Below are 17316 nucleotides of genomic sequence, written 5' to 3'. Positions count from 1 at the left end.
CCGATTATCTTGTTAACGAAAATTTCGGCGATAACATGATCACCCTGATTCCTGACGACGTGAAAAAGCGGTTCGGGCCGCTCTTTGCACAAAAATTCCTGGTACTGGTGGATGAACGGGCGGGCGTTGCCGAGATCCATGAGCAGTGCCGGGTCCGGGGCACAATTGAATGGGATGCTATGAACCGTCGCAGGGCCGGTGGTGCAGTTGTCCGGTGCGAGATTGAAGGGTCCTCCATGACCATTCACGCAAAGCTCGGGAAATTCCCGGTGAACTTCGGATCGGCAGCCGGGGATATCGGAGGGCAGGCGCTGGAAGGCGTCGAAGTCGCGGGAGACGAGGTGATCACCAGCTGGGCAGGGATTGCGGGTGCCGGTATTGGCGTTGCAGCCTGCCTCCCGCAGGCCCCCGGCGTCATCAGAACGGAATATCCTTCTGATGAGGATTTAAAAGTTGGCGGTGCCCGGACCAACCATGTCCGTATCGTCTCGCCGCGGTACGAGAAAATCTGTATCGGTATCGATGACACGGACACGAAGACAGACGGGGCGACGTGGGTAATGGCACTGAAGTGTGCCGAAGCCTGCAGGATGGAAGGAGTCGAGTTTTTGAATATGCGGCTCGTCCAGCTCAATCCCGCGGTCCCGCACAAAACCACGAACTGCGTCAGTACCTCCCTGAACTTCGCGGTGAAGCCGGCCCGGATCCCGGTCCTGCTGGAATCGGTCCGGGCATTCGTGGAAAAGAACACGTTCTCCAGGGAGACCGGCATAGCCTGTTACCACGGGATCAGGGATTTTTCCGATGCACCCGTTGCGAAGTGGATCAAGACCGAAATCCTTTCTATGGATGAGGCAGAGCGTGAAGCAGAAACGCTGGGAATCGAGTATCTCGACCGGACCGGCGGAAAGGGACGGATCGGGGCTCTCGGGGCCGTAGTATGGGGCAATAGGGGAACCGAGGCGGCAGGCCTGTATGGAGAGCATCTCTGATCCGTACGTGATCCACTACCCGCGGATCGCGGCGGTGGCCGATTCGGCAGGAAAGCGGGTCGAGCTCATCGAGTTCTTTGACTGTACCGGCGGGGCAATGTGGTCGAAAAAGCACTATGCGCAGAGTCCGATTGTTGAAGATGTCCGCTGTGTAGGTTCCACCATGCGGTATCTCCTGAAGGCCGGGAGTGTCGATCTGGCTCTTGAGGGTTCGCGGTTTCCTGCCGGAATCTCGTCCTGCATTGTTGACGGCGACGAGATCGCAGTGACGTATATCGGTATGGGTGGCGGAGGTGTGGGAGCTGCGGCCTGCCGGTCCGATGCCACAGGCGTACTGCGGAGCAGGAGCGATCCTGCCGGTGGCGGGAAAGTTGCCGGGGCCACCCTCTGGCTGCAACGGATGCAGCGGATCGTGATCGGCGTAGATGATACGGATACTCCTGATGAGGGAGCGACATGGACACTCGTCCACAATATCTCCCGTTCAGTTGAGGATGAACATACTGTGTACCTGTCGCATACGATTGTGCAGCTCTTCCCGGTTGCGTACCGCACCAAGAACTGTGTTGCTCTGGCTGCTGAGTTCGCGACAACTGATCCGGAAAGCCTCATCAGCAGGTTCCGTACGCTGCTGGAGAAATACACCCTCTCAACGAAGACCGGCATGGCGGTGTATTCCGGTTTTTCCGTATCAGACAATCTGCTTGAATACGGAAGGAAGGTCAAACGGGGAGAGGTCGATTCCGGACTCATTTCATCGATCCGGGACCCTTGTCTCCGTATTATCATCCACGGGCGGGGCATTACGGGGGCTGTGGCGGCAATCCCCTTCTTTACCCGGTATGAGGAGGCGCTGGAATTATGCAGTGGAAAGACCTGAAGGCAAGGCTGCTCGAAGCAGGGACGGCCCGGCTGAGCGGTGAGCCGGCGGACCAGTTCATTGCCCGTTCAGCTGCCGGCCCGGGAGCCGGTGGGAAGGGATCAGTCTTCTTTGCCATGGGGAGCCACCGCGTCAGGCTCGCGCTGGACCCTCTGGGAGATATCGAGATCGCCCACCGCGGGAACGGGATTGCGGATCTCTTCTATGACGGGAACCAGGCCACAGGACGGCTTCTGGAACCCGGGTACCACTGCCCCGACCAGGCGTTCATCACGGTCACCGGTAGTTGTATATTCAGGTGCCGGTACTGCCCGGTCCCGACCCTCGGGGGAAGGCGTAAGACCATCGGGGAGATCATGGGGATGGTTGAACCGGCAGTGCACCGAATCCATGCGATCTCCGTCACCAGCGGAGTCCTTGAGACCATCGGAGAGGAGGAGGCATACGTGCTGAATGTCGTAAAACACCTCACATTCTTTAACCTCCCCATCGGTGTCTCGATCTATCCCACGGGGCAGACTCCCGATCGGCTGAAGGCACTCGGAGTTGCGGAAGTGAAGTTCAATCTCGAGGCAGCGACCCCTGATCTTTTTGCACAGATGTGCCCGGGCCTCGATTACGGTCTGCTCTGGCAGGTTCTCGATCGATCCGTGGAACTCTTCGGAAAGAACCGCGTCTTTTCCAATGTCATCATCGGCCTTGGGGAAACAGATGATGAGATGGAGGCATGCATCCGGCAGCTGACATCCCATGGGGTCATCCCGGTCCTTCGACCCCTCAACCCGGTTGCCGGGATGGCCGGGACGCCCCGGCCGACCGCGGAACGGCTCAGGAAGATCTTTGCCATCCACAAAGACGCACTTGAACAAGCAGGTCTCGATCCCTGGCAGGCTGTCACGATGTGCACGAACTGCTGCGGATGCGATCTCGTTCCGGGGAGGGACGGATGAACGGTTCAGCGGTTGTGGCGGATGCACTTATCCGATCGACCGATCGGCTGTACACCGTTCCGGGCTACCCGATCACAGATCTTGCGATCCTTGCCGGAGCCAGGCTCGTTATCAACGAGAAGACTGCCCTGGAATATGCTCTTGGCGATTCTATCGCAGGCAGGCGGGCTGCAGTCATCGTCAAGAATGTCGGGGTGAACGCGTGTGCCGATCCTCTCGTCCAGGCCGTGAACCAGGGCCTGGTCGCCGGAGTCGTGCTCGTGGCCGGCGATGACCCGGAGGCAAAGGGATCGCAGACTGCCCAGGATTCGCGGTATTACGGAGAGCTTGCCGAAATACCGGTCATCGAACCGGATCCGTCCTGCTTCCACGCGGCGGTCGAAGCTGCGTTTCAGGCATCGGAAGAGTTCTCACGGGTGACCCTGCTCCGGCTGACTCCCGGCGTCCTGGATGCGGAGGCGAAGGATCTCCCCGTGCAACGCGCTGACCGGCGGGGCCGGCTCGCGAACCGGGCATGGACGATGAATGGTCGGGCAACTGCGGCAGGCGAGTTGTACCGCCGGATGTCCGACTGGTCAACCGATTCGCCGCTGAACCACTGGCATGGCGGACCTGCCGGGGCCGGCCCGGCTCCCGGAACGACCCGGATCGTGACCGTGAACCCGGTACCGGCACAGGCAGCAGGGATCCATGAGGTTCATGAGTGCGGTCGTGCCTTCATCCGGTACCATCGGGGAGTTCTGCCTCCGGAACCCCGGGGGCCACCTGCAACAATGGAAGGCAGGGGCTTCTCCCGGACGTTCTGCCGGAACTGCCCCTATCACCAGATGCTGAAGATCCTGAAGGAGCGGGGTATGCAGGTGATCTGCGATGCCGGCTGTTCGATCCTGGCGATGAACCGCCCGTACGAACTTGGGATGGCAAGTTATGGCATGGGAGCAAGTATAGCAGTCGCTGCACGGAGCACAAAGGTTGCCCTTATTGGTGATTATGCGCTGCTCCATTCCGGCCTGAATGCACTCATTGATGTATATACCGGACAGCTTCCGATGCTCTGTATCGTTATGAAGAATACCCGTGCGGCCATGACCGGCGGGCAGCCGGTGCCGGATCCCCTCCCTTACCTGTCATGGGCAACACCCGTGGTCTGCGGGGCGGGGGAGATCCGGACGCTTGAACGTGAACTCGTGGTGACGGACACGCCGCGAACACTTGTTGTGGAAGGAGTTTGTCCGGAGGGATGCAGTCATGAAACCGTTGCATATTGAGATCTGTGATGTGACCCTGCGGGACGGGGAACAGACGCCTGGAGTCTCGTTCTCCTGCCAGGAGAAGGTTGCTATCGCAACCAGACTCGACGAGATCGGGATCGAAGTCATCGAGGCCGGGTTCCCGGCGGTGTCGGCAAATGAGAAAGAGTGTGTGAAAACCATAGCACATCTCGGGCTCGATGCCCGTATCTGTGGTTTCTCGCGGGCAAAGGAAGCCGATATCCAGACCGCAATCGACTGTGGTGTCGACATGGTCAGTATCTTCATCCCGACCTCGGAACTCCATGTCCGTGTAAAATTCAAAAAACCCCGGCATCAGGTACTTGAGGACTCCCTGAGAATGATCGATTATGCCCGTGACCATGGTGTCCAGGTACGGTTTGCTGCCGAAGACGCATCCCGGACGGATCTCGGTTTCCTCAAGGAGGTATACCGGCGGGCTGCAGAGCACGGTGCAGTCCTGCTCTCGTTCGCAGATACCGTGGGCTGCCTCATACCCTCCGACATGCAGCGGATTATGACCGAGCTTGTCGCATCCGTAGACCGGCCATTCTGTGCCCACTGCCACAACGACATGGGTTGCGCGGTGGCTAATACAATCACGGCTGCTGAGGCAGGTGCCTTCCAGCTCCATACCACGGTCAACGGAATCGGGGAGCGGGCGGGGAACGCATCGCTCGAGGAGCTTCTCGTCGCCCTCCGGATGAAGAAGGGGATCGACCGCTACGACCTCTCGCACCTTACGGAACTCTCGCACATGGTGGAAAAGTATTCCGGTGTCTCCCTCCCGCGGAACAAGCCCGTCACCGGGGAGCTTGCGTTCTCGCACGAGAGCGGAATCCACATTGCCGCCATTCTCGACGATCCCGCCACGTACGAGTACTTCCCTCCGGATCTCGTGGGCAGCGAGCGGCATTTCATCCTCGGGAAACACACCGGGAAGAAGGCACTCGAACATGTCGTCTCCTCAATGGGCTGTGAGCTTTCGGAGAAGCAGGTCTGCAGGGTGCTCGACCTTGTCAAGGACCATTCCGAGCACAAGTGCAACATAACGCCGGAGGTGCTGAGGAAGCTGATCCGGAAAGTAAAGGAGTCTCCTGCATGAGCACGCTCTCGGAACGAATCCTCGGAGCAGATGCAGGGGAGTATGTGGACAGGAAAGTGGACCGGGCCTATGTCCACGACGGGACCGGTGTGCTGACACTCGAAACCTGGAAGCAGATGGGCAACCGGTTGAGCGACGATCCGGACCTGTATGTTCTTTTCGACCACATCGTCCCGGCGAACAACTCCACCACGGCCACCCTCCAGCACGAACTCCGTGATTTTGCCTGCGGGTCGTTCATGCACTTCTCCGATATCGGAGGCGGGATCTGCCATCAGCTGATGAGTGAAGGTGTCGTGTTGCCAGGCGAGGTGGTTGTCGGGGCCGACTCGCACAGCTGTACACCCGGCGCGTTCGGTGCGTTCGCGACCGGTGTCGGTGCAACGGACATGGCAGCGATATGGCTGACCGGAGAGACCTGGTTCCGGGTCCCGGACTCCATCGGCATCAGCCTCACCGGGTCGCTGCAGGGTAGTGCGGAGGCAAAAGACCTCGCCCTCCTGTATGTCAGCAGGCTTGGGATGGACGGAGGGACATACTGTGCCCTCGAATTTATTGGAGACGGGGTAAAGAACCTTGGAATGGATGACCGGCTGACGCTCTGCAATCTCTCGGTGGAGACCGGTGCCAAGACCGGCATGTTCTATGCTGACCACATTACCTTGCAGTACCTTGCAGGCAAGGGACAGAAAGTTCAGCCCCAGGTCCCGGACTCCTGCATGTACAGCCGGGAACTGGAATTTGATCTGAGCGATATCGTCCCGCTCATTGCGGTGCCGCCACGGGTGGACACGGTAAAACCCGTCAGTGACCTGGCCGGTATCCCTATCGACCAGGTCTTTGTCGGTGCCTGCACAAACGGGCGTTTCAGCGATCTTGCCCGCCTTGCAGGGATCCTGAAAGGAAAGAACGTTGCAGTACGGACCATTGTTGTCCCGGCATCGCGGGCAGTCCTTTCAGAAGCGATCCGCACGGGGGTTATCGCGGATCTCGTGGCGGCGGGATGCACGATCGGTACGCCCGGCTGCGGGCCGTGTCTCGGGGCGCACATGGGGGTTCTTGGTGAAGGCGAAGTCTGCCTCTCCACAGCAAACCGGAATTTCAGGAACCGGATGGGAGTTGGCGGAGAAATATATCTCTCATCCGTTGCAACCGCTGGTGCGAGCGCCCTCACTGGTGAGATCACCGAACCGGAGGTGGGATGAATGCAGGGGGGAGGTCATGCGGTCTGTCTCGGTCCGGACATCGACACGGATCTGATCATAGCCGGGCGTTACCTGAGAACAAAGGATCACGGAATATGGGTTTCCCATGTGTTCGAGGATCTCGATCCCTCGCTTGCAGCCCGGATGAACGGGGCGGTCATTGTAGCCGGAAAGAATTTCGGCTGCGGGTCCTCGCGTGAACAGGCAGCGCTGGCGCTGAAGGAAGCTGGTGTTACAGCAGTAATTGCACCGTCATTTGCCCGGATCTTTTTCCGGAATGCCATAAATGTCGGTCTTCCGGCCATAGAATGCAGCCTTCCGTGCGTGGAAGGGCAGAATGTGAAATTCGATCTCGCGGCAGGATGCGTGGAAACCGGCGGGAATACCTATTCTATCCGGCCCCTTTCCCCGAGGATGCGGGACATTCTCGCAGCGGGAGGCCTGATCAGGTACTGGAGGGGGCGTCCGTGATCTTTCCGGAGCACTGCAAGCATGTCGGTCATGCATCGGCAAAACCCTGCGACGAAAGGGTTTATTTTTTAAGCCGGTGGCTGCTGCGGGACACTTCCGGTGGACACGAGCTGCTCGAAGTTACCCTGGACCAGACCCACAAAGGCATGATGAGGCAGGTTGTCTCGAGTCGGGTCCTCGCCCGTGAGAACGAGGTCTATCACTATCCGGAAAAGGTAAACCTCCACAACCGCACACGCCTCGTTGAACTGGCTCTCGACACGGGATACCGCTGCACGATCTTTTCCGGCCACGACGAACACATGACCTTTGTTCTCGATCCCGATCTGTCAGGTTTCCTGAAGATACATGTCTATGACGTGAGCCCGCCACGGCCAAGCCTTTCGTCCGGTATCCGTGAACTTGAGAATGCCGGGCTTTTTGGCAACCTTAATGTGCAGTTCGTGCACCATATCCGGGATATCACCGAGGTTCGCGCGGATGTATACCCCTGCCGGGCCGGAGGGTTTGCCCGGACCCTCGATGCCGATGCCATGCATGGCGGGGAGCAGGTTGCCGGCTGTCTGACTGCCACCCAGTTCCTGAACGAATGTTACGGTTCGGATTTTACCATCACCAATATCTGCCCGCTTGAATGTGTCAGGGAAGAACCTTTCATAGCCCGCTGCTGCCGGAGCGAACGGGAAGCAGTGTCATCGTGGAACGGGAAAAGCGGCGCTATCGTCCACTGGGGATCAGAACCGGTAAAGATCCTTGAGGCAGTCCGGGCCCTGGCAGCGCGCGGGAGGCGGGGATGACCCGGATAGCAGTCGTGGAGGGTGACGGGATCGGTCATGAAGTTATTCCGGTTGCCCGCAGCGTGCTCGAACTGCTGCATCCCGAGTATGACTTTTTCAATGTCGAGGTTGGCTACGGCAGGTGGGAGAGGACAGGATGTCCCTGCACGGACCCGGATATCGCGCAACTGAAAAACTCGGATGCTATCCTGTTCGGTGCAATAACCACACCCCCGATGAAGGATTACCAGAGCGTTGTCCTGCGGATCCGTAAAGCGCTCGATCTGTATGCCAATCTCCGGCCTGTGAGGGGAGATGGCATCGATATCATGATCGTCCGTGAGAACACGGAAGGGCTTTACTCGGGCATTGAAGAGACGACCCCCGATCGCGCTACAACGCTGCGGGTTGTCAGCAGGAAGGGTACAGAACGGATTATCAGAAAAGCAATTGATCTTGCCCGGCAGAGAAAGGGTATCCTGACCATCGGGCACAAGGCGAACGTCATCAAATCAGACGTTTTTTTCCGGGATATCTGTCTTTCCGAAGCAAAGGCTGCCAATATCGCTTGCAACGACAGGTTCATTGACGCGCTCTCCCTTGACCTGCTCCAGCACCCGAAGAGCTACGATGTGGTTGTCACAACGAACATGTTCGGCGATATCCTCTCCGACGTCGCGGCATACCTCGTGGGAGGCCTTGGCGTTGTGCCAAGCGCGAACATCGGGGATCGCTATGCTCTCTTCGAACCGGTCCACGGGAGCGCTCCCGATATCGCAGGCAGGAATATTGCAAACCCTGTTGCAGCTATCCGGAGCGCAGCCATGCTCCTCGATCATCTTGGCGACCCGAACGGTGCCGGGTGTATTGAGGAATCCGTACTGCAGGTACTGAACCGGGGAATTCGTACCAGGGATCTGGGAGGAACCACCGGGACCCGTGAATTCGGCGATGCTCTGATACAGGAACTCAGGCAGAAGATATGAAGACCTGCCGGTATTCGTTTTTTTCACCGAATCACCGTGTACCCTTCCTTTTTGAAAACATCCTCAATTATCCTTTCCCACTCTTCCTCGTCCCGGGTCTGGACATTCCTCAGGGTTGTATTCCAGAGATCGAGAAGGAACCGGTCTTCTGTGACGAAGATGCGGGTTCCATCCGGAACCCGCCCTGCTTTTTTCCCGTTCGTGTTCAGTACGAGGATTCTCGAACAGATGTAGGCCCGGCAGAGTTCCGGCCGGCTTGAATGGACTGTACAGATCCGCTTTTCAGGGGGTTGCTTCCGGAGAAACGGGCATGCGATGGTTTTTTTATCTGTCTCTTCCCGAATCCGGAAGAGATCCCGCTTATCCGGATCGATGGAGACGATCCTCTCCTCCCCGTTTGTGAATCCTATCCGGAATTCCCATTGTCCGATCCGGTCACGGATCCTGATAATCTCTCCCATCGTACTGCAGCAGTCGCCGCATTGCTGGCATTCAAAGGTCATTCCAGAGTACCCTTCCCGACAGTTATCCTGATCCTGACTGCTGATTGGCGGATCATTCCCGGGGTGAGTAATATTTATCCCAACGGTTTTTCCTGACAAAGGTCAAGATCTGGTGATTAAAACTCCTCCTTCTTTCTCCAGACATGGAGAACCCAGAGGAAGGAGAACAGGGTTGCGACAACCGTTGAGATGACAAGCAGCGGTACGTACCACCACTGTTGTGCCATAGTCCCCCCCATAATTCCGCTGCCGGCAATGGTTGCGATGGTATTGGGAACGAGGAATGCCGTGCCAAGAACAGTCAGGTATGCGGTGACGAGGGCAAAACGGTTGTTCATGTTCTGCAGCTGGTTGTTGTAGATGCTCTGCATCACCTCGAGGCCTGATGAGAGAACATTGGACATCTGCTCGGAAAGCTCGATGTGACGATCGATGTTGTCGGACAGTATCCCGATCCTTCCGAGAAGTTTTTCATCATTCGTGATGATGTCGGCATCACCGTACCGCAGGGAATCAACCACATCCTTGGTTGCCCAGAGGACGTTGAGGTAATCGATCAGGACATGTTTCATGCGGTAAATATCGTGGGCAATCTGCCGCTTGGCTACGTTCTCTTCGATCAGGGACCTGCTGATGGTATCGCCATGCATTTCGATCTCGCGGAGGTATTCGAAGTTCCGGTCATTGTTCTCGTCAATGATCCGCTCAAGCATCAGGGTCATTTTATCCGGCGTGCATTCGGTCGAGATCCGCTTGAAGAACTGGGGTGCGTACCGGGACAGCCGCAGGAGCCGGTTGATTTCATCGCTGTGAACGGTGATAATATAATTGTCCCGAATAAGGATGAAGAGAGGGTGAACGGTAGTCTTTTCTCCCTTAACGGTCACTGAAGGCAGCATGATTCCCAGTTCGGTATCGTAATCCTCGTATGCAGAATAAAAACCCGTGGTCAGTTTCGGAATCGGGATCTTGGTAAACCTGGCAGCCTGGGCGATCTGTTCGATCTCCTTCTCGTCATCTTTGGTACTGTAATCGATCCATGCGAGGCTGACATTCGGGATCACAGCGAGATATTCGTCGAGCGGCCTGTCGATCAGCCGTTCGATCTTCCCGTCGGAATACAGAAGGATGCAGAAACTGAGGGGTACCGGCCCGTTCACTTTGGATGGCTGTGGAGTACTCTGCATTTTCATGACCATTCCTCATATATGCCGGTTGTGCCGGTTACTCGTGAAGGAGCTATTGATGCGGGGAGTGTATAAAGATAGGCTTCGGAAACGATGGACACGGTCCGGCTCCATTTCAGGAATGCTTAATACCCTGCATGCTCCTCTCCGGTTATGTATTCCTGCAGGTATGTGCTTCCCGCTCTTATCCTGTCCGTTCTTCTGGCTTTCGGAGGTTGCACTTCAATACCATCCTCCCCGTCATCGCCGCTGCCGGAACAGGCAGGTCAGCCAGTCCAATCCCCCGTATCATCAGGTAACCTAGCGCTTCGTGTCGGATCGCTGGGCCCGGGATCGGTCCTTCCCGATGCTTACACCTGTAAGGGTGCGGGTGAATCCCCACCGGTATCATGGAGCGGTGTTCCTGACGGGACAAAAAGCCTGGTCCTTATCCTTGATGATCCCGATGCTCCCGCCGGCATTTTCACTCACTGGCTGGTTTTCAACATCCCGCCCCAATCCACCGGAATCGATAAGGGCCAGTCCTACGCCAAGGTTATCGCGAACGGTGCGCAGCAGGGAGAGAGCACCCCGGGATCCCGGGGATATTATTATCCCTGTCCTCCGCCCGGTTCAACCCACCGCTATATCTTCCGGCTCTATGCTCTGGATGAAGTTCTTATACTGCCGACTGCAGACCGGACAGCAATCGATACGGCACTATCCGGCCACACGATTGCAAAGACCGAATTTCTGACAACTGTCAGCCGGTAAATTTTTTTCGGGTTGCGCTCTGCCATGTTTGCACTGGGAAAAAAGGGTTAGTCCAGTGTCCTGCGGTACGTGGAGATCCCGATAAGGATCGTTATTGTTGAAAAGAGCAGCAGTGCCACGAGATCCATCCCGATCACATCAAGCCCCTGCCCACGGAGGATGATACTCCTGAGTGCATCAACCGTATAGTATTCCGGATTGATGACGGTTATCCAGCGAAGCCAGTCGGGCATCCCTGCCGTTGGGTAAAATGCCCCGCTTGTCATGAACAGAATGAGGCTGAAGAATGCGGTGACGGAAGCGTATTCCTGCTGGTTGGAGAACCGCGATGCCACCGAGACCATGAGGCTTGTAACGCCAAGGCTCGCAATGAACAGGACGAAGAGAATGAGCAGGAAATCTTCGGTACTCTGGATAACGATGCCGGTGACAAGGATATCCACGATAAACAGGATAAATCCGGCAAAGAATGCCCGGATGGTGCCGCTCCCAATCATACCAAGGATGATACTGGACCGTTTGACCGGGGTGACAAGATACCCCTCGATAATGCCCATCTCGCGATCCTTGATCAGCGCGATGCCCCCACCCATCATCGTTGACATGAAGATAGCCATCACGATGACACCGACCCCGAAAAACTGGATATACCTGATATCCCCGTAGATCTTGTTCACCATCACAGGGTTATGCGCACCTCCTGCGAGCATGGCTGACTGCACACCGGCCTGGATAATGGTTGGGGTCATGTAATCCGAACTGTCTACGTACAACCGCACGGGACGGTTTCCTGAAACTGTTGAAGGAAATATAACAACGCCTTTGATTATGCCGGCCTTCAGATCGCGCTTGGCCTTGAGTTCGTCAGTATAGACCGTGAGATCAAACGTCCGGGGGTAATCCCGCTGGGCCTGGGTCCTGAGAATCCCGACAGCCGATGTGAATAAGGGAGTGTCGCTTACCGACGGCTCCTCCTGTACGACTGCAATGGGAATATGGGTGATAGTGCCGCCCATCGCGTTCCCGAAAATAATCAGATACATGATGGGCATGAACATGGTTATGATGATGACAAACGGGTTGCTGAGGAACTTCTTGAAATCCCTCATGAAGATGGCAAAAGCGCCTTTGATCATTTCCTGTTCCCCCGTTGCCCGGAAACCGTTGCGGTAGTATTCCCGTCATCGAGATTCTTACCGGTCAGGTAGATGAAGACATCCTCAAGCGAGGGACGACGGATAGCTATCGACTTCATGACAATCGAGTGCCGTTCGAGCACCGAAACGATGATCGGCAGTACAGTACTGCCGTTCTTTGCCGATATGTGCAGGATGCCGCCCCTGAAACTGACAGAGATGATCATGCCTGTCCCCCTGATCTCCTCCAGTACTGCGTCGTTCATGGTATCGGTCCCGATCTCGATGAGGTCGCCGGCAGGAATCTGTTTGCGGAGGTTATCCGTAGTATCAAGCGAGATAAGCCTGCCCTTATCGACAAAGGCGATCCGGTCGCAGAGTTTTTCTGCCTCGTCCATGTAATGCGTTGTCAGGATGATGGTTGTCTTTTCACGGTTCAGGGTGGCAATCTGCTGCCAGACTTCCCTCCGCGCCTCCGGATCCAGCCCTATTGTCGGTTCGTCAAGGAAAAGGATGAGCGGATGATGGATGAAGGCCCGGACGATCTCCAGTTTACGCCGCATTCCCCCGGAGAATGTTGCAACCCGCGTGTGTGCCCTTTCGGCAAGACCGGTCATTTCAAGAAGTTCCCAGATCCGTGTATCGAGCCGTTCGTCGGGAACATCAACCAGTTTCCCGTAAAAAGCGAGGTTGTCGTACGCGGTCAGTTCGACATCGAGTGTGCTGTTCTGCGGGCATACACCGATGATACTGCGGATCTTTTCCGGTGATGCAGTAACCTCATACCGGTCGACATATGCCTTCCCGTTCGTGGGTCGCAGAAGCGTTGTAAGGATACGGATCAGGGTGCTTTTTCCCGCACCGTTGGGCCCGAGAAGACCGAAGATCTCTCCCCTATTGACATCAAACGAGATGTCGTCTACCGCAGTTACGGTTTTAACCCTGTCGCCGAATATCTTCGTGATGTGTTCGATATGAATGATCGGTCCGGCCGGTCCCGTTATCTCCGGTGCGGTATGATCCGCAAGGGTTGTACCGGTCCGGAATTGTATCATGCTGCTCTCCATACCAGAACCTCACGGGAGTTTTTCAAGTATTTTTTTCAGGAGTTCCACAGAAGAACAGAGCTGGCTGATGTCCTTCTTCCCGAGACCGGACAACAGGGTTTTTACATCTTCCCTGCAGACTTCAAACGCCCTGTGCAGGTGTTTCTTCCCGTCGGGAGTGATAGAGACAAGGATCACCCGGCGGTCGTCCGGATCATGTCTCTTCTCGATCCATCCCTTTTCCATGAGGCTGTCGATAAGCACCGTCATGTAGGGTTTTGAAATATACAGCGCCCGGCCAATCTCCGAGATGGGCTGCGGTCCTGATTTCATCAGAACCCCCAGCACACGGTACTCGGCGGTCTCCATACCGGAAATGTGCCGGTTGATCCGGAATATGTGCCGGTGGTAGAGGGGCATCAGCGCGAGAAGGCCGTCCGCTGCCTTATCCATCAGGGAATCATCCATGAACCTTCACGGAGGGGAATTGGTTCAATGATCAAATAGTTCTTTTGATGAACTATTTACCCGATGAACCATTTTCCGATACATGCGGCCGGCCGAAGGATGCGGGATTTCCTTATTGCGGACAGGGATCCTGCAATGGTTTATCATCTCTGTGGTTATTCATTATTGCAGGAATTTTCAACGCCCGGAAGGAGGAAGGGAACCATGATATCGCTTCGTTTTTACCGGATTTACGATATCGGCAGGGAGATCGACCTTGACTGGCTCGAAAAGGCCCTTGCCCAGAATTACTTTACGGCGAGGACCAGTTTCGTACGGGTGAAGCAGAAATCGATCATGATCGAGGAGCCCCCGCTCATGATCCAGATGAACCCTATCCGCCTCGAACGTGACGGGAAGCCGTTCGAATTCTCGGTTGTCGCCCGCGTGTACGGCATCGGGGCAATCAGTATCTGTTTTTTCATGGAAAAGACGGATGGACAATATGCAGACCTCGAGGAGATCGGGTTCCTGTTCGCCGGGCAGGAAGGGCTGGGGGATTTTTATGTCCAGTATCTCAAAACCCTTGGCGAGATCATCAGACCTCACATCAGGAATTTTGCGATTGACCCGGATTTCTATGAGGATTATACCGTGTATGTCACCGATCACCGTGACGATACTATCGATCCCGTCCCGCTTCTTCTGGGTGAAAGGGCCCGAATTTCCCCGCAGATTCGCGAGGATGTCCTGAAGAATTCCCTGAGTTATTCAGCTGACGATATCGTCGTCCTGTCATGGGATTCTGCCCTTCTCTGCAGTCCGGAGAGCCCGACGGATATTATCGACCTGATTGAATTTGCCAATGTCCAGGTACTCGAGCTCAGGTATTATGATCGCGAGCTGACCCGGGAGATGGAGAAGATGTATGATGACATCGAGCATGCTGACCGCCTGTCACAGTTCCGCCGCAGCCGCCAGTACCATGCCATCATGGCAAAACAGATGGAAACCTCGGCAGAGATCTCCGAGATCATTGAAAAAGTCAATAACCTCATCAAGGTCACGGAGGATGTCTATTACGCACGGGTCTATGCCGTTGCCCTGAAGGTTCTCCGGAGCGGTTTGTGGAGCGAGAGCGTCAGCCGGAAGATCGATGTCATCCGGGGGAATTATTCCATGCTCTCGGACGAGGTCCGAATCCAGCATTCCAATTTCCTCGAGTGGGTCATCATCGTCCTCATTGCGCTCGAATTCGGCCTCGCAATCTGGCAGAGTATCCGGTGAACCGGATTCACCTGCCCAATCCGCATGGAATCATCCCTGCAAGGGATTTGCGTACAGGTGACATCGGTTGCAGCCTCCCGGTAATGCTATATAAATTTGTTGAACCCCCGGTATAGCACCATTGAACTGCCGGAATCTGGCCAATATATATCAAAAACTCTCCCTTTTTTTCTTAACCTATCGGACATGAACGAGACCAGATCCCGTCACCGATGGAATGGTGACATCTGACTCCCTTGTGATCCGGTATCGGGAATGGATTACACAGGAAGGTTAGGTATGACTGAATTGATCGTTTATTCCACAGACAAACACATGCAGTGCGAAGAACTCAAGGATGCCCTGAACGAAGCCGGGGCACGCTATCACGAAGTCGATATCCGCAATCCCGAAGCGATCAGGGAACTCCGGAACAACGGGTGCTTTGCCCTTGAACCCCCGGTACTCCAGGTTGTCCATGCATCCACATCACGAACGTTTTTCAAAAATGACGACCTTTTCTGGGATGGCCGCCTGATCCGTGAAGCGGTCCTGGACGTGACGCAGGTCTCACGCCCCCAGTTCTCCTGATACCAAAAAACCAATTCTTTTCTCTCATGACCTGAAAAAGGTCAATTCATTTTCTCCCTGCATACCAACCTGATTAATATCCACCTGTTCATCTGTTTTCTCAGGTCATGATCAGTAAAAGCACATACCTCAGGCAACTGACGGAATCGACAGTCCTGATGCGATCTGCACCATTTACAAAAGAGATTGCCGGCAGTTCTCCGCCATCTGTCTTTATCGGCAGCTGGAATTACCCGGATGTGTATGCCGGCCCGCTGGTCACACCCGAACACGGGAATACGTCTATTATGGACAGCCCGGAATCCTGGATTCCCGAAAACAAGACACAGGAGGAGATACTGGGATACCGGCTCAGCCTGATACGGGGCAAGCAGCGGGTTCATGCATGCGAGCTGAAAGGCCGGTTCATCGAGAAGCTCCAGGACATCTCGCTATCGGAGTCTTCCGTGGAAAGTGATGTGGTGTTTTCCAGTACCCCGACAGGATCAATGTTCTCAGAAGAACATATCCCCTTTGGCCCGAGTGCCCCTCTTGAACAGTTTGAGATCGAGACAGGGAGGTGGAACCGGGATCTGGAGAAAGTGTTTTACGATACCGACCTGAAAGCTTCGGAGGCTGTCACAAACCTTCATCGAAATGGTCTCCTGTTCTCAAGTATCCAGAAGGCGTTCTCCACCGGAACCATGGGGTCCGGAAACAAACGCCGTCTTGTTCCGACACGCTGGTCTATCACTGCCTGCGATACCACTATCGGGGATCATCTCCTATCTCGGGTGAAGAAATTCCCCGTTATTGATACCTGGCGGGTCCATGAATTTTCAAGCCTCCACAACAACTATGCGGTTATCCTGATGCCGACAGGATGGCAGTATGAATGGTCGGAAGCCTTCCTCCATGTCCTCAATAACGAGGAACTGGTCTTCTCGGATCATGAAGGATCAAAGAAAAAGACAGAATATTCTCCACTCGGGGGATGCTATTATACCTGCAAGATGGCAGTCCTCGAAGCACTCGCGCGGGAGCAGAAACAGGCCGGTGCAATCATCCTGCGGGAGGCGCTCCACGGGTATGTGCCCATGGGTGTCTTCAATGTCCGGGAGAATGTGCGGAATGCCATGCAGCAGCCTGCAAAGGAATTCGAGGATATTAAGTCAGCGCTCACACACATCTCACAAAAATTTACTCTTCCGGTAACCCGGTTTATTGAATCAGGCGAACTGCTCCGGGATACGATCCGGATGCGGCAGTGCACGCTTCGTGACTTCGCGTAACGCGGAATCTGTGTTTCGATACCTGTGATCAGTTGCCATCGGGACTGGTGTATCCGTTTCCCAGCGTACGGGATTCAGGGGGTAGGGGTATCTCCTCCCGCCAGGTTTTTCCGGAGGAGTGACCCCCCTGCACGACAGTCAGGCAGGCTGAATACCGGTTTCTTTCCCGGGATGCATCGTTCGGCGGAATAACAGGCATTCCGACCGATCGGACTCTGTGAAAACCCGGCATATATGGAACCGACAGTGTAGTCTCCCTGGGGACATGACACACAGTTGTCCCATTTGCGGTAAAAAAGACGCCCTGATCTGCGATGACGACCTTGGCGATGAAGGGATGTTCAATTCCTGTCACGAACACCAGGGGGTTGCGGCTCGACGTTCAGGCTGACCCCGAACGGTAAATGTGTCGATATCTTCTAAAATGGATCTCCCGAATCTCCTTTTTTCTTTCCGATATCATCAGATCATTGCCCTGCC

General features: G+C 55.5%; 18 protein-coding genes. 13 read left to right on the top strand and 5 right to left on the bottom strand.

What is annotated here, in order from left to right:
- Nucleotides 1-35 precede the first annotated feature (35 nt).
- The 9 genes from A4E33_RS13170 to A4E33_RS13130 are packed head-to-tail and all read left to right on the top strand — an operon-like array spanning nt 36 to nt 8636.
- Complete coding sequence (locus A4E33_RS13170) at nt 36-992, top strand: tRNA(Ile2) 2-agmatinylcytidine synthetase (RefSeq protein WP_292348765.1); 957 nt, start codon at nt 36-38, stop codon at nt 990-992.
- Entirely contained in the window at nt 976-1872 is an 897-nt protein-coding gene (mmp11, locus tag A4E33_RS13165; RefSeq protein WP_292348763.1) for a methanogenesis marker protein 11, read from the top strand. Before A4E33_RS13170 ends, mmp11 begins: the two co-directional genes overlap by 17 nt.
- On the top strand, nt 1854-2822 hold the full coding sequence (locus A4E33_RS13160; RefSeq protein ID WP_292348761.1) for a radical SAM protein: 969 nt from the start codon (nt 1854-1856) through the stop codon (nt 2820-2822). The genes mmp11 and A4E33_RS13160 overlap by 19 nt, the downstream gene beginning before the upstream one ends.
- Complete coding sequence (locus A4E33_RS13155; protein WP_292348760.1) at nt 2819-4090, top strand: thiamine pyrophosphate-dependent enzyme; 1272 nt, start codon at nt 2819-2821, stop codon at nt 4088-4090. Before A4E33_RS13160 ends, A4E33_RS13155 begins: the two co-directional genes overlap by 4 nt.
- Complete coding sequence (locus tag A4E33_RS13150; RefSeq protein ID WP_292348758.1) at nt 4071-5198, top strand: homocitrate synthase family protein; 1128 nt, start codon at nt 4071-4073, stop codon at nt 5196-5198. Before A4E33_RS13155 ends, A4E33_RS13150 begins: the two co-directional genes overlap by 20 nt.
- Nucleotides 5195-6403 (top strand): aconitase/3-isopropylmalate dehydratase large subunit family protein, encoded by a 1209-nt coding sequence (locus A4E33_RS13145; RefSeq protein WP_292348756.1) that lies wholly within the window; start codon nt 5195-5197, stop codon nt 6401-6403. Before A4E33_RS13150 ends, A4E33_RS13145 begins: the two co-directional genes overlap by 4 nt.
- On the top strand, nt 6404-6874 hold the full coding sequence (locus A4E33_RS13140; RefSeq protein ID WP_292348754.1) for a 3-isopropylmalate dehydratase: 471 nt from the start codon (nt 6404-6406) through the stop codon (nt 6872-6874).
- Nucleotides 6871-7671: a hypothetical protein gene (locus tag A4E33_RS13135; RefSeq protein WP_292348752.1), complete on the top strand. Its 801-nt coding sequence runs from the start codon at nt 6871-6873 to the stop codon at nt 7669-7671. Before A4E33_RS13140 ends, A4E33_RS13135 begins: the two co-directional genes overlap by 4 nt.
- Nucleotides 7668-8636, top strand: coding sequence for an isocitrate/isopropylmalate dehydrogenase family protein (locus tag A4E33_RS13130; protein WP_292348750.1), 969 nt, complete (start codon nt 7668-7670; stop codon nt 8634-8636). The genes A4E33_RS13135 and A4E33_RS13130 overlap by 4 nt, the downstream gene beginning before the upstream one ends.
- 23 nt (nt 8637-8659) lie before the next feature.
- On the opposite strand, the gene A4E33_RS13125 is transcribed toward A4E33_RS13130, so the two are convergent.
- Both A4E33_RS13125 and A4E33_RS13120 read right to left on the bottom strand, forming a co-directional pair.
- The gene (locus A4E33_RS13125) at nt 8660-9139 is read right to left on the bottom strand and encodes a YkgJ family cysteine cluster protein (RefSeq protein ID WP_292348748.1); all 480 of its coding nucleotides are present in this window, start codon (nt 9137-9139) and stop codon (nt 8660-8662) included.
- Between the two features lie 116 nt (nt 9140-9255).
- Nucleotides 9256-10332, bottom strand: coding sequence for a CorA family divalent cation transporter (locus A4E33_RS13120; RefSeq protein WP_292348746.1), 1077 nt, complete (start codon nt 10330-10332; stop codon nt 9256-9258).
- Between the two features lie 147 nt (nt 10333-10479).
- Between A4E33_RS13120 and A4E33_RS13115 the strand changes: the two genes are divergently transcribed.
- Nucleotides 10480-11079: a YbhB/YbcL family Raf kinase inhibitor-like protein gene (locus A4E33_RS13115; protein WP_292348744.1), complete on the top strand. Its 600-nt coding sequence runs from the start codon at nt 10480-10482 to the stop codon at nt 11077-11079.
- A 47-nt stretch (nt 11080-11126) separates the two neighbouring features.
- On the opposite strand, the gene A4E33_RS13110 is transcribed toward A4E33_RS13115, so the two are convergent.
- Genes A4E33_RS13110 through A4E33_RS13100 form a run of 3 tightly spaced genes read right to left on the bottom strand, consistent with a single transcriptional unit; the run spans nt 11127 to nt 13729 of the window.
- Nucleotides 11127-12215: an ABC transporter permease gene (locus A4E33_RS13110; protein ID WP_292348742.1), complete on the bottom strand. Its 1089-nt coding sequence runs from the start codon at nt 12213-12215 to the stop codon at nt 11127-11129.
- The gene (locus A4E33_RS13105; RefSeq protein WP_292348740.1) at nt 12212-13282 is read right to left on the bottom strand and encodes an ABC transporter ATP-binding protein; all 1071 of its coding nucleotides are present in this window, start codon (nt 13280-13282) and stop codon (nt 12212-12214) included. Before A4E33_RS13105 ends, A4E33_RS13110 begins: the two co-directional genes overlap by 4 nt.
- Nucleotides 13283-13291: 9 nt before the next feature.
- The gene (locus A4E33_RS13100) at nt 13292-13729 is read right to left on the bottom strand and encodes a MarR family winged helix-turn-helix transcriptional regulator (RefSeq protein WP_292348738.1); all 438 of its coding nucleotides are present in this window, start codon (nt 13727-13729) and stop codon (nt 13292-13294) included.
- Nucleotides 13730-13933: 204 nt separating this feature from the next.
- Between A4E33_RS13100 and A4E33_RS13095 the strand changes: the two genes are divergently transcribed.
- From A4E33_RS13095 to A4E33_RS13085, 3 genes are all read left to right on the top strand, one after another.
- Nucleotides 13934-14995 (top strand): hypothetical protein, encoded by a 1062-nt coding sequence (locus A4E33_RS13095; RefSeq protein WP_292348737.1) that lies wholly within the window; start codon nt 13934-13936, stop codon nt 14993-14995.
- 279 nt (nt 14996-15274) lie between these two features.
- Nucleotides 15275-15565: a glutaredoxin family protein gene (locus tag A4E33_RS13090; protein WP_292348735.1), complete on the top strand. Its 291-nt coding sequence runs from the start codon at nt 15275-15277 to the stop codon at nt 15563-15565.
- Between the two features lie 107 nt (nt 15566-15672).
- On the top strand, nt 15673-16836 hold the full coding sequence (locus A4E33_RS13085) for an Nre family DNA repair protein (protein WP_292348733.1): 1164 nt from the start codon (nt 15673-15675) through the stop codon (nt 16834-16836).
- The last annotated feature ends 480 nt before the right edge of the window (nt 16837-17316 follow it).

Source organism: Methanoregula sp. PtaB.Bin085 (assembly GCF_002067035.1).
In the GTDB taxonomy this organism is placed as follows: domain Archaea; phylum Halobacteriota; class Methanomicrobia; order Methanomicrobiales; family Methanospirillaceae; genus Methanoregula.
Note: the sequence above shows the minus strand (reverse complement) of the source record. Positions and strands in the feature narration are given on the sequence as shown.